Annotated in this window: 12 protein-coding genes and 2 other annotated features; of the genes, 10 read left to right on the top strand and 2 right to left on the bottom strand. The window is 50.4% G+C overall.

The window, feature by feature from the left end; translation table 11 throughout:
* Positions 1 to 513, top strand: a complete 513-nt coding sequence (locus KNO78_RS09940; RefSeq protein WP_159563054.1) for a glycerol-3-phosphate acyltransferase — start codon at positions 1 to 3, stop codon at positions 511 to 513.
* A complete protein-coding gene (locus KNO78_RS09935; protein WP_214690384.1) occupies positions 510 to 2,093 on the top strand; it encodes a GNAT family N-acetyltransferase in 1,584 nt (527 codons plus the stop codon). The genes KNO78_RS09940 and KNO78_RS09935 overlap by 4 nt, the downstream gene beginning before the upstream one ends.
* Here the strand turns inward: KNO78_RS09935 and KNO78_RS09930 are convergent.
* A complete protein-coding gene (locus KNO78_RS09930; protein WP_159563052.1) occupies positions 2,032 to 3,669 on the bottom strand; it encodes an ABC1 kinase family protein in 1,638 nt (545 codons plus the stop codon). The genes KNO78_RS09935 and KNO78_RS09930 overlap by 62 nt on opposite strands.
* A 93-nt stretch (positions 3,670 to 3,762) precedes the next feature.
* On the opposite strand from KNO78_RS09930, the gene KNO78_RS09925 reads away from it, so the two are divergent.
* The 3 genes from KNO78_RS09925 (at position 3,763) to KNO78_RS09915 (ending at position 6,664) form a co-directional block, all read left to right on the top strand.
* Positions 3,763 to 4,368, top strand: coding sequence for a trimeric intracellular cation channel family protein (locus tag KNO78_RS09925; RefSeq protein ID WP_012727503.1), 606 nt, complete (start codon positions 3,763 to 3,765; stop codon positions 4,366 to 4,368).
* Positions 4,369 to 4,380: 12 nt separating this feature from the next.
* Positions 4,381 to 4,746 carry a DUF423 domain-containing protein gene (locus tag KNO78_RS09920; RefSeq protein ID WP_074035530.1) on the top strand — a complete coding sequence of 122 codons (366 nt, stop codon included), beginning with the start codon at positions 4,381 to 4,383 and terminating at the stop codon, positions 4,744 to 4,746.
* A gap of 421 nt (positions 4,747 to 5,167) precedes the next feature.
* Complete coding sequence (locus KNO78_RS09915) at positions 5,168 to 6,664, top strand: murein hydrolase activator EnvC family protein (RefSeq protein ID WP_159563051.1); 1,497 nt, start codon at positions 5,168 to 5,170, stop codon at positions 6,662 to 6,664.
* An 83-nt stretch (positions 6,665 to 6,747) separates the two neighbouring features.
* Here the strand turns inward: KNO78_RS09915 and KNO78_RS09910 are convergent, their stop codons facing one another.
* Positions 6,748 to 8,061 carry an amino acid permease gene (locus KNO78_RS09910; RefSeq protein WP_251125316.1) on the bottom strand — a complete coding sequence of 438 codons (1,314 nt, stop codon included), beginning with the start codon at positions 8,059 to 8,061 and terminating at the stop codon, positions 6,748 to 6,750.
* Between the two features lie 242 nt (positions 8,062 to 8,303).
* Positions 8,304 to 8,532 (top strand) — a binding site (T-box leader).
* 48 nt (positions 8,533 to 8,580) lie between these two features.
* Positions 8,581 to 8,808: a binding site (T-box leader), on the top strand.
* A 55-nt stretch (positions 8,809 to 8,863) separates the two neighbouring features.
* On the opposite strand from KNO78_RS09910, the gene trpD reads away from it, so the two are divergent.
* The 5 genes from trpD to trpA are packed head-to-tail and all read left to right on the top strand — an operon-like array spanning position 8,864 to position 13,089.
* Positions 8,864 to 9,853, top strand: a complete 990-nt coding sequence (gene trpD / locus KNO78_RS09905; protein WP_074035535.1) for an anthranilate phosphoribosyltransferase — start codon at positions 8,864 to 8,866, stop codon at positions 9,851 to 9,853.
* Entirely contained in the window at positions 9,850 to 10,611 is a 762-nt protein-coding gene (trpC, locus tag KNO78_RS09900; RefSeq protein ID WP_214690386.1) for an indole-3-glycerol phosphate synthase TrpC, read from the top strand. Before trpD ends, trpC begins: the two co-directional genes overlap by 4 nt.
* Positions 10,587 to 11,141: a phosphoribosylanthranilate isomerase gene (locus tag KNO78_RS09895; RefSeq protein WP_214690387.1), complete on the top strand. Its 555-nt coding sequence runs from the start codon at positions 10,587 to 10,589 to the stop codon at positions 11,139 to 11,141. Before trpC ends, KNO78_RS09895 begins: the two co-directional genes overlap by 25 nt.
* On the top strand, positions 11,138 to 12,325 hold the full coding sequence (trpB, locus tag KNO78_RS09890) for a tryptophan synthase subunit beta (protein ID WP_214690388.1): 1,188 nt from the start codon (positions 11,138 to 11,140) through the stop codon (positions 12,323 to 12,325). Before KNO78_RS09895 ends, trpB begins: the two co-directional genes overlap by 4 nt.
* Positions 12,322 to 13,089 carry a tryptophan synthase subunit alpha gene (gene trpA / locus KNO78_RS09885; RefSeq protein WP_159563046.1) on the top strand — a complete coding sequence of 256 codons (768 nt, stop codon included), beginning with the start codon at positions 12,322 to 12,324 and terminating at the stop codon, positions 13,087 to 13,089. The genes trpB and trpA overlap by 4 nt, the downstream gene beginning before the upstream one ends.
* Positions 13,090 to 13,130: the final 41 nt, after the last annotated feature.

The following is a 13,130-nucleotide window of genomic DNA, read 5'->3' as shown; positions in this document are numbered from 1 at the left end:
ATGTGGATCATCGTCATTGGCTATTTAGTCGGAAGTCTGCTCGGGGGCAGACTGTATGGGGTGCTAAGTGGACATGATTTAGCGACAACTGGTTCGAAGAATACCGGTGCACGCAATGCGCATCGCATCGGTGGAGTAAAGGCGTTTCTAATCGTCTATGGATTCGACGTGCTCAAGACGATTCTCGTCCTACAGATGAGCGGACCATATTTTTGGCAGACGGCGTTCGCGCTCACGCTCGGGCATATTTATCCATTTTGGCGAATCCGTGCGGGAGGGAAGGGATATGCCGTCTTTTCTGGAATCATATGGGCATATGAGCCGTGGTGGTTTATTGGGGGTCTTGTTATCTTGTTACTCTTAATCAAATTAACGGGGAACTCTCGCGAGACGGGATTAGTCATGCTTACGTTATTACCGTTGGCAGCTTTCGGAAGTCTCGAAGATGTCATCTGGGCCATACTCATCGCTATCGTGATTACGTATCATCATGTGAAGGAGGAAAGAACATGATTGTGTATCGAAAAGCCGAAATATCAGATTTTGAAGCGATACATCGGTTAAATTACGAAACATTCGTTGAAGAGATTCCACAACATCCACCAAATCCGGAAAGGCGACTTGTCGACCGATTTCACGAAGAAAATACATATTGGATTGGAGAAGTGGATGGGGAAATGGTCGCCATGTGTGCGTTACGTGGCAAACGGCCGTTTTCGTTGGAACAAAAAGGAGTACGCATTCCTGATGGGAATTGGCTTGAGATTCGCCTCCTCGCTGTGACTAAACCCTATCGACGCAATCGGACGTTCGCTGGATTGATGCGCGCGGTCATCGACGATGCGACAGAGCGTGATGTCGATGGTATTGTCATCAGTGGAACGACACGTGAACAAGTGCTCTATCATCGATTCGGGTTTGTGCCGTTCGCGGATCCGATTGGTCCTGACGAAGCGAGATATGTTCCGATGATGTTGACGCGTTCGGCTTTTTATGAATCCAAATCAGCATCGATCCTACGTCCAAAAAGTTTGCTAGCAGGACCCGTTGAATGTTCGGACCGTGTGAGAGAACGACTCTCGATGCAGCCGCGCCCACATCGTTCAAACGAAACGGGACGAGTGCTTGAAGCGGTACAACGAAAACTGGCGGAACGAATCGGACTCCCTCATGTCTATACGCTCCTTGGAAGCGGGACCGTCGCTAACGATGCGGTCGCGGCTCGATTGGACGGACACGGCCTCATTTTCAATGCGGGTGAATTTGGAGAACGCTTGATTGACCATGCCCGGCGTGTCGGTCTGTCTTTTGACGTGGTCGCAGTGGACCAAGAGGGACAATGGGATATTTCGCAACTTGAGCGCATTGCACCAGACTGGGTATGGACGGTTCATTGCGAGACATCGTTAGGGATTTTAATCAACCTTGCCCCGCTTCATACATGGCAAGGCGTTGTCGCCATTGATGCGATCAGTGCCGTCGGAACGTTCGTCTATGACTATTCGTTTGCGGACTACGTGACCTTCTCTTCAGGAAAGGCGTTACGGAACGCCCCGGGTCTCGCGTTCGTGGCAATGAAGCATCCAGCGATCGCGACACCACATACAGCGCGCTATTTGGATCTATCCCTCTATCAACCGATTGCCTTCACACAATCGGAACCGCTTCTCTCAGCGATGGCGATCGCGCTGGATGAGTTGACAGAAGATGAAGTCGTTTCACATTCTGTAAAGATGAATACGTTGCTTAATGCCTTACAAGAGAACGGTTTATCGGTCGATGTGTGTCCCGCCCAATCACCTGGCATCATCACGATTCCAGTTCCGTGCGAGCTATCCTCGGTCGAGCTCGGGCGCCAACTGTCCTATCAAGGCTATCTCGTCCAGTATGAGAGTGACTACTTAAAGCAGGCGAACGTCATTCAAGTATCGACCATGGGTTGGACGACACCTCGCATGATGCGTGACGTCGGTGCTTATATCGCACAATGGATTCAACAAAAAACCGCCACTGCTGAGAGTGACGGTTCGCTTATACTCGAAAGTCTTGGCGTGCCAAATGACGAATCTTTCGTCCGAGGCGTCTCCAATTGAAATAAGCTAAAACGGAGACGACGCCACCTGACCAGAAGAGCCATTCATCCGGTCGAATATAGCCGAGTAGGCCGACGAGCAAACCGAGCAAGATGACGATGGCATTGAACGTCTGACGGTGCAAGAGTTCCTTGGATTCAAGGTTTCGTTGGAACATCGCTTGCTCCGACAGACGTTTTCGTGTCGGTTCTTTTAAGTAATTATCCAGAAGTGGAGGAACGTTTAACAGTTTCTTCGCGTAGTTGATTCCGGTCTTCACGTAACGATTTTGAAGCGTTGTCCCGTCTTCCTCGAGCCATTCGATGACAATCGGTTTACCGAGTGTGAACAGATCGATTTTCGGATCGAGGATTTGCAGAATCCCGAGCAAGGTCGAGGCGGCCCGACCGAAGAAGGCAAATTCTGCCGGGAGCTGAATCGGTTCGTTTTTGACGAGCAATTGAATGTCCTGTAACACCTTCTCAATCAATTTCGTATCGACGGTATCGATGTCCGTTTCTAGGTAGAAAGTGACCGCTTTCTCTAGTGCTTGGCGAATGTTTTGTTTGTTTGCCGTCGGTAAGAGGAAGCGCAAGTCTTCTAATCCATCGACGATGCTATCATAGTCGAGCGAGATGAACGCCTGTAAGATATTCCGAATCGTGGCCATGTCTTGCGCCGTTGTCTGTCCGACCATACCGAAATCGAGTAAGATGATGGTGCCATCGGCTCGAATTTGGACGTTTCCGGGGTGTGGATCGGCATGGAACTGCCCACCAAACAATAGCTGTTCGGCAGCGAGTGTGAAGAGTCGTTCAGCTAGGGCGGAACGGTCGATTCCATTTTCTTTTAAAAAGGCGAGGTCGGTGATTCGGCGTGCGTCGACCCAGTCCATCGTCAAGACGCGGTTCGTACAGAGATGTTCGTGATAGTCCGGGATGTAAACGTCTCGGTTATCGGCGTATTTGGCTTTAAAATACAGGGCGTTTTTTAATTCAGTTTGGAAATTTAGTTCATCCCCGATGACAAAAATCATTTGGCGATATAAGCTATCTAAGTCGGTTGATTTAGCGAGGGATGTCCGCTTTAACATCGATGTGACAATCCGCATCGCACGGAAGTCGGTTCGGATGATTTTTTCGATATTCGGACGCTGGATTTTGATGGCGACCCGTTTGCCGTTTTCAAGAAGCGTGGCACCATATACTTCTCCGATGGAAGCCGAGGCGACGGCGTCGATGCCGACGTCTTTGACGACTTGGGTATATGGGACGCCCCATTCTGCCTCTAGAATCGCGCGCGACTTCTCCCAACCAGACGTCGGGACACGGTCGACGAGCTCTGACAGCTCGTTCAAGACGGCGGGTGGTAGCAAGTCTGCACGAATTGATAAGAATTGTCCGAGTTTGATTAACAAGCCCTCGAGTCGTAGCGCGTTACGCTTATACTCACGCGCGAGCTTGAGCATCAGTGCTTCATATTCTTCTGTCGTGGCGACACCTTGTTGTTGTTTGCGTGAAAAGGCGTACAGCCGAATGATGAATCGGGCGAACATGGTGACGATAATCCATATGCGGAACAAAGCGATACGTTTCATTGTAATACCGACATCCTTTACGACAGTCGCACGACTGACCTGAATTTTTGTAACTATACTTTACCATACAATGCGTTGAAGAAAGGGCAAGGGATGTTCATGGAGTGGGAATTGCTCAACGTCGTCGGAACGATTGCGTTCGCGGCGAGCGGAGCCATCATTGCGATGGATGAAAAATACGATATTTTTGGAGTTTGGTTACTGGCGTTTATCACCGCCTTCGGAGGCGGCGCGATCCGAAACGTCCTGTTAGGAAACCCCGTCAGTTTAATTTGGCAACAGAATGATTTATTTATTTTATGTTTTCTGGTCGCACTCCTCATCTTCCTGCTCCCGAGTGTCGTATTGCCACATTGGGAACGCTGGGGTGTCATTGTCGACGCCATTGGTCTCGTCGCTTTTGCCTTTCAAGGGGCGCAGGTCGCAATCAAGCTTGATTTACCTTTATCTGCTGCGATTGCGGCGGCTGTCTTGACTGGCGTTGGCGGAGGTGTGGTCCGGGACTTATTGGCAGGACGTAAGCCTCTCGTCTTACAATCTGAGGTGTATGCGATTTGGGCGATTCTCATTGCGGTCATTACGTATTACTTCAAGCTCGAAGGCGGTCTTGCTGTGTACGCGCTTTTAATTGTCGTCGCGACACTTCGAGTGATATCCTACTATCGGAAGTGGAATTTACCAGCACGAAAAGTCAGATAAGGGGGAACGGAAATGAAGATATTATTAATGATCGGTGCCGGATTGATGGCACTCGGTGTGGCACTTGGTGCATTCGGCGCCCATGCGCTAAAAGAGAGATTGGCGCCAAACATGTTGGCAAACTGGCAGACAGGTGTGCTCTACCATATGGTGCACGCGCTTGGAATCATTGGGATTGCAGCGCTCCTCATGCGCGTGAGCATCAGCCAGTTCAACGTGGCTGGATGGCTCATGTTTGCGGGAATCGTCTTCTTCTCAGGAAGCTTGTACGTCATGGCATTGACGGGAATTACAAAACTCGGAGCCGTGACACCGATTGGCGGCGTGTTATTCATCGCTGCCTGGATCTTTGTCATCGTCGGTGCGATGAAACTATAACTTGAGAATCGATTTATTCGATATCCATGCCTTTGCTCATGTTCACATGCAGCGACGGCATGGATTTTTTTGATGAGTCATCCTATTAATTGGAAAAGGGATATACAGCCCTATTCGCTTATTATTTTAAAATAAGGTAAAACGTTCTCTATTTACATAAAACATTACAGAAAGATGTCAAATCGAACAGTCTGAAAAGGTATTGGTAAATAATAAGTTCTATGCATTCATTGTCCGAACCTTTGTTCTTGCGTAATAAAATTGAAATATAACTTTAACAGGAAAATATCTATCAGTTAGATATAATTAGTCGTGTTGAAACTCAACCAAATGATCGTTTTTGTTACATACTGAAACGGCTTTAAATATGTAGTGTAGTAGGTACTCACGTTTGTCATTTAAGAAAGGATGTACCCCATTCATGAATTGGAAACGCACAGTCTCGACGTTGACGCTCGGTGTGATGCTCATCAGCACACATACAGTTGCGGATGCATCGACTTCGATTAAAGAGAAGCAAGAACAACAACAAAAAGTAAAAGAAAAGCGCGACAGTGTGAAAAAAGACCAGTCAGAAACATCTTCAAAAATTGAAGGAAACAAGGAAGAGATTTCAAAAGTTCAGGCTGAGGTCAACAAAATGGACGCACAATTGCAAGACATCATCAATGATGTCGCCATGAAACGCCAAGAAATCAAGCGCACCGAGATGAAGATCGAGGATCTTGAAGCCGATATTAAAGATTACCAAGAAAAAATGAAGGCGCAAGAAGCGATGATGAAAGAGCGTATGGCCACGATGCAAAAGAACGGTGGCGGTTCAATCAACTGGGCTGAGTTCATCTTCGGTTCAAAAAATCTCTCTGATCTCGTGACACGTATGATCACAGCTGGAACGATTCAGCGTAGTGACCAAGAGTTGTTTGATGACTATGAAGCGACACAGCGTTCGTTGAAAGAAGCGCAGGCTGACTTGAAAGCAGAGCGTGCTTCACTTCTTGAACAACAAAAAGCACTCGAAGTGCGTCAAGCCGAGCTTGAGAAGAAAATGAAGCAACGTGAAAAACGCATCAAAGAGCTTGAAGAGAAGAACATCAAGTTCGAATCGCAAATCTTTGACCTTCAAGAGATTGAAGCAACATTAGTCGCTCAAGAACAGGCAATCGCGGCTGAAATCGAAGCGCAGCGTCGGGAAGAAGAGGAAGCCCGTCGTCGTGCGGAAGAAGCAGCTCGTCAAGAGGCGGCACGTAAGGCGGAAGAAGCCCGCCAAGCAGAAGCTGCACGTCAAGCTGAGGCTGCCCGTCAGGCAGAGGCAGAACGAGAAGCGGAAGCAGCTCGTCAAGCTGCTCAACAAAAGCAAGACAATAAATCGAATACCCCGTCTTCGTCGTCTTCAAACAACACGGCGGCATCAACGCCAGCTCCAAAACCGGCACCGGCATCAACGCCAGCTCCGAAACCAGAGCCAAAACCGGCGCCGACGACATCGACGCCAGCTCCGTCTAGTTCGATGTTCATTCAACCGGCTTCAGGACGCTACTCACAAGGATGGGGTCCGGCGAGCGGTGCGTTTGGTTACACGTTCCATAACGGTGTAGACATCGCAGGTCCAACAGGGACACCGATTCGCGCATCTGCGACAGGTACGGTCATTCGTGCAGGTTGGGGTGGCGCATACGGGAACCACGTCATGATCGCACACGTGATCAACGGTCAAGTTTGGACCACGGTCTATGCGCACATGAACTCGGTATCTGTCAGCTCTGGACAGCGTGTGACGCAAGGGTCGAACATCGGGACACTTGGAAACACAGGGAACTCTTCAGGTCCGCACTTGCACTTTGAGATTCATAAAGGCGGCTACTCATACTCGGCAACGAGCGCAGGTAGCACGGTCAATCCGCGTCAGTTCTTCTGATGCATCAACCAGAAAACTCCTTTCGATTGCGAAAGGAGTTTTTGTGCGTAAAAAATCCCTCCGCGATTGCGAAGGGATACTCGTTAGTTGGCTTGTTCAATATCGCTTGGACGATCTTGTTTTTTACGCATTTGTTCACGCACGTAATAGATGATCGTCAATCCGATCAACCAAGGTACGCCGAATTTCAGCAAGATGTTGAAATCCGTGAACCATGTCGTGATCATCAGGCTGAGCAGTAAGACCGCCCCGAGCAATGGGAGGAATGGATATCCCATCATGCGGACAGGGAGTTTTCGCCCAGTCCATTTCTTACGGAAGAACAAGTGGGAGACGAAGACCATGAACCAAGTGAAAATAGCTCCGAACATCGAGATTCCCATCAAGAATGGATACGACGACTCCATGAATACTTGTAGCAAAGCGGCGAGGACGATCCCGCCTGTTGAAACGAGTAGCGCGAACATTGGAATCCCATTTTTGCTGATTTTGTTGAACGCTTTCGGTGAATCGCCGGCTTCCGCGAGCGAGTACATCATACGTGTCGACGCGTAAAGCTGCGCGTTCATCGCAGACAAGGCGGCGATCAAAATCACAAAGTTGAGGATGCCTGCCGCGAACGGGACATCAAACTGTTCCATGACGAGCACGAACGGACTTTGGTCGATCCCGGCTTGCTGCCATGGGATCAGCATGAGCATGATCGCGAGCGTGACGACATAGAAGAACGTCAAGCGGAACACGGTCGCGCGTAAAGCGCGTGGTACGGCCTGGTCCGGGTCTTTCGCTTCACCGGCTGTGACAGCAACGAGCTCGGTTCCAAGGAAACTGAAGAGGGAGATGAAAATCGTCACCCACATTCCGTAAAAGCCGAACGCGAAGAAGCCTTCGTTTCCTGTCGTGATTGACTCAATCGGTGATCCTGGTTCGCCGAACAATGTGGCGGCACCGAGGACGATGAATAGGATAATGGCAGTTACTTTGATGAAGGATAACCAGTATTCAGTCGTTCCGAACGTATGAACGTGACGGGCGTTGACGTAAATGAGTAATCCACCGAAGAGGGCGACCCAGACGAACCCGTTCACATCAGGGAACCAGTAGCGCATGTAGATGGCGATGGCACTGACTTCAACTCCTACAGCCAGTACGTTTGCGACCCAGTAAGAGTAACGGACGAGAAAACCAGCGAGTGGATGAACGTATCGCTCGGCAATCGTTCCGAATGATCCAGATGTTGGATGGGCAACCGTCATTTCGGCGAGAGCACCCATGAGTAAGAGGACGATGAACGCCCCGATGGCATAGCTGACGAGCACGCTCGGGCCAGCGGTTTGAATCGCGAGACCGCTTCCTAGGAACAGCCCGGTTCCGATGGCGCTTCCGAGGGAAATCATCGTGAGTTGCCGGGTGGACAGCTCGCGTTTTAGTTTATTTGTTTCCAAAATCGATTCTCCTTTAGCTGAGTGAAATGTTGTTGTGGACGACTATAGCAGACGAAAAAAAACAATGTCAATTCGAAAAAACGGTGAAAGTTTCTCATTTTTGACTGCACATATAGAGACAAAGTTTTTATAATTTTTTTATTTGACATGGATTCTTCTGCCCTGTATAGTACGAATTAACTTAACTGAAACGAATAAAGGCGTTGACGAAGAGAAGTAACGACGAATCCCGTATGACAGAGAGCTGATGGTTGGTGTGAATCAGTATATGGGACGTCGCGAATGGACTTCTGAGCTCTAAACCGAACTTTGAGTAGGCTTTAGCGGGTTACCCACCGTTATCACGGGGAAGCGGATGATTGTCCGTGAAGTGGGTTCTTTGGAACCAACGAAGGTGGCACCACGGGGTTACTCGTCCTTCTTATAGCACAGGCTATGAGGAGACGGGTGACCCCTTTTTCGTTTCGACAATATAAATCGAGGATTGAGAAGAGTAGCGCGAGAAGACGTTTCGTCCAGAGAGTCAGGGATGGTGAGATCCTGACCGAGGCGTCCGCGTGAATGGGCTCATGAGAGCATGGCTGAAGAGAGTAGGTCGTGACGGTTTCCCCCGTTATCGGGATACGATGTGATTGCATCGAAGAGTGGATTCTTTGGAATCAACGAGAGGTGGCACCGCGGTATTGAACCGTCCTCCATACGACGACTGTCGTATGGAGTTTTTTTATACACATTTTTAGAGGGGGAACAGACGATGATTCAACAATTGGAGACAAACGCATTATCAACAGCAGATATGAAAGTGGCAGCGAGCGAGATGTTCCAAGCGGATGAAGCGCAAATCGAACGAGTGCTGCTGGCGATGAAAGAGCGCGGTGAGACAGCAGAAGAGATGGCAGGACTCGCAGCATACATTCGTGAAGCGGCACAGTTCCCCCAAAGTGATTTACCCGTACTAGATGTTTGTGGTACCGGCGGCGACGGGGCGCATACGTTTAATATCAGTTCGACCGTCGCCTTTGTCCTGGCTGGTCTTGGGATTCCGGTCGCCAAGCACGGGAATCGAAGCGTCTCGAGTCGATCAGGAAGCGCGGACGTCTTAGAGGCATTGAACGTTCCGATTGTGAAGACGGCAGAAGAAGTACATGCTGACTTGAAACGGACGAATCTCAGTTTTCTATTCGCCCAGCATGTCCACCCGATCATGAAGCATGTCATGCCGGTCCGGAAACGGCTCGCGACGGCGACCATCTTCAACCAAATCGGACCGTTAACGAACCCGCTTCGTCCGAAACGACAACTTGTCGGTGTCTATCATCCATCGTTACTCGAGAAGATGGCGACCGCGATGCGTCATCTCGGGGTGGAGCGCGGTATGGTCGTCCATGGAGCAGGTGGACTCGATGAAGCGAGTCTCGCCGGTGTGAACGACGTGTACTTCTTTGATGGGGAACAGACGGCGCGTTATGCGGTCGACCCACGAGATGTCGGCTTGATGCGGGCACCGCTTGAAGCGCTACGTGGAGGCACACCAGAAGAGAACGCTGCGACACTTCTTGCCGTATTGAATGGAGAGTCGGGACCGGCGCGCGACGTCGTCTTATTAAACGCGGCACTTGCCCTTTGCACGTATGGTACGACCGCAACGCTTCGTGCAGGAGTGAAAGAAGCAAAACGTAGTATCGATGAAGGGCACGCCTTACGCGTATTACAAAACTTACAACGTACGGAGGTCGAAGCATGAGTTATTTAACGAAAATCATCGGAACGAAAATAGAAGAGGTTAGCGGCATGCAGCCCATCGATGTCCCCGTGACGAAGCCAATCTCTCTCTTACATGTGATGAGCGAGGGATTCCATATCATTTCAGAGATCAAACGGTCGTCCCCCTCGAAAGGAATGATTCGGGAGACGGTCGACGTCGCTAAACGGGCACGTCAATATGAAAAAGCTGGTGCGACGATGATCTCCGTTTTGACAGACACGACGTACTTTAACGGTTCTTTTGACGACTTGCGACAAGTTGCCGATGTCGTCACCATCCCGGTGCTCTGTAAAGATTTCATCATCGATGAACGACAACTCGACTATGCGAAGCATTACGGGGCGAGTGTGGCACTTTTGATCGTGGCGGCACTCCATCCGACACGTCTTCAGGAGTTGACGCGATACGCTCGCTCCATCGGTCTCGACGTCTTAGTCGAAGTACATGATGATGCGGAGTTACGCATCGCCCTCGAACTTGATGACGTGTTGATCGGCATCAATAACAGAGACTTAAAAACGTTCGAGGTATCCCTCGAAACATCGATTGATTTGATGAAACGCTATCCTGAGGTCACATTCGTCAGCGAGAGCGGGGTCAGTTCGGTCGAGGCGGCTGCACGTTTACAAGAAGCTGGGGCAAGCGCCATTCTCGTCGGGGAAGCACTCATGCGTGAAGAGGACCCGACCCGGTTACTCGAGGAGTTGAAAACATGTTCGTTAAAATCTGTGGACTAAAAACAAAGGAAGCTGTTGAGGCGGCGGTCGAGGCGGGAGCGGATGCAATCGGGTTCGTCTTCGCCCCGAGTTCTCGACAAATCGACGTGACGACTGCGAAGAGATTAGCTGCACATATCCCACAATCGGTTCGGATCGTTGGTGTGTTTTTAAGTCCTTCAATGGAAGAGGTCGAGGAAACGCTGGACGTAGGGCTGACGGATTTACAAATTCACCATCGGACGCAGTCAATCGAACAACTCCGTACCTTCGGATTGCCCATCATCGATGCGTCGACCGAGGAGACGGCAGATGTGCGTTTGATCGACCATCCGACCCCAGGGAGTGGACAGATTTTAGATTGGGGCACAATGGACCGGCCGCAACGTCCGTTTTGGCTAGCGGGCGGGCTATCCCCTGACAATGTCGGACAAGCAATTCAACTCATCCAACCAGACGGCGTCGATGTCTCGAGCGGTGTCGAGACGGACGGTGTGAAAGATATCGAAAAAATTCGTGCGTTCATTCAACGCGCCAAGGAGGAACTATGATGTATGCACAACCAGTGAACGGGAAGTTTGGACAATATGGTGGAAAGTATATTCCGGAGACGCTCATGCAAGCGGTCGAAGAATTAGAGGTCGCTTACGAGGAGGCGAAGCAAGATCCTGAGTTTCAAGAACGCTTCTCTTCTTTATTACGTGAATACGTGGGACGTGAGACGCCACTTTATTATGCGTCGAACCTGAGTCGCCGTCTCGGGACGAACGTCTATTTGAAACGTGAAGACTTAAACCATACCGGTGCCCATAAGATCAACAACACGATTGGGCAGGCGCTCCTTGCGAAACAGATGGGCAAACAAAAAGTCGTTGCCGAGACGGGAGCGGGTCAGCACGGTGTTGCGACTGCGACAGTATGTGCATTACTCGATTTAGAATGTACCATCTTCATGGGTGAGGTCGATGTTGAACGCCAAGCATTGAACGTGTTTCGGATGGAATTACTCGGGGCGAAAGTCGTTCCTGTCAAATCAGGCAGTCGTACGTTGAAGGATGCCGTCAATGAAGCGCTCCGTTACTGGGTCAAACATGTCGACGATACGCACTATGTGATGGGTTCCGTTCTCGGACCGCATCCATTCCCGCAGATGGTACGTGATTTCCAAAGCGTGATCGGGACAGAGACACGTCGGCAAATCCTTGAACAGACGGGACGCCTCCCGGACGCCGTCGTCGCTTGTGTCGGCGGAGGGAGCAACGCCATGGGCATGTTCTATCCGTTCTTGAACGATGAGTCGGTCGCGCTCTACGGTGTCGAGGCGGCTGGAAGTGGCATCGATACGGATAAACACGCAGCGACCCTCACAAAAGGGGAAGTCGGTGTCTTACACGGGTCGCTCATGTATGTCTTGCAAGACGCAGCGGGTCAAATCGAGGAAGCGCACTCCATTTCAGCCGGACTCGATTACCCAGGGGTAGGACCGGAGCACAGTTTCTTGAAAGATATTGAGCGGGTGCGCTATGCGGCCGTCACGGATGACGAGGCACTCGACGCGTGTCTCGCACTCAGCCGACAAGAAGGAATCATTCCTGCATTGGAGTCTTCACACGCCCTCGCTTATGCAGAGACGCTCGCGAAGACGATGGGAGAAGACGATACACTGGTGATTTGTTTATCAGGGCGCGGAGACAAAGACGTCCATACAATCCGAGAGAAGGTGGCGACACGATGAAACTAGAGACAGCGATTCGACAGCGAGAAGGAGCGGCGTTCGTTCCGTATATCATGGCCGGTGACGGCGGGATGGAGCGACTGATTCCGACCATTGTGGAACTAGAACGGATGGGGGCGACGGCGATTGAACTCGGTATCCCATTCTCCGATCCGGTGGCGGATGGACCAATTATTGAAGCGGCAGGAATGCGCGCGCTTGAAGCTGGTGTGACGCTTGAAATGGTATTGAACCATTTAATAGAAGGAAAAGATCAATTTAACGTTCCGATTGTCTTGATGACATACTTGAATCCCGTGTTTCGGTTCGGGGTCCAACCGTTCTTTGACCGGGCGAACGAATGTGGTGTGAGCGGGGTCATTATTCCTGACCTTCCGTTTGAGGAGAGCCTCCAGTTGTTCGCAGATGTCAATCGGCATGACGTCGCCGTCATCCCGCTCGTCACGCTGACGAGTAGTGAGGCACGAACGGCATCCATCTTAGAAAAAGCAGAAGGATTCGTGTATGCGGTCACGCTCAAAGGAACGACCGGGAAAGCGGATGTATTCCCAGACGAGCTTCTCGCCTACTTAACTCGATTGACTGAGCAGTCACGGGTTCCCGTCTTAGCAGGATTCGGAGTCCATCGTCCGGAACAAGTACAGTCACTTGGGAATGCGTGTGACGGTGTCGTCGTCGGGAGCTTTATCGTCGAAGCGCTTCATGAAGGACGGACAGAGGATGTCGAGACGCTCATTCGATCGGCAAAGCAAATCCATGCATAAGAAAATCAGCGCTTCAGGCGAAGCGCTGATTTTCTATCTTC

Origin of the sequence: Exiguobacterium sp. s132, from assembly GCF_018617235.1 — a bacterium.
GTDB lineage: Bacteria > Bacillota > Bacilli > Exiguobacteriales > Exiguobacteriaceae > Exiguobacterium > Exiguobacterium profundum.
The sequence above is the reverse complement of the archived record's forward strand: the minus strand, read 5'-3'. Positions and strand labels throughout refer to the sequence as shown.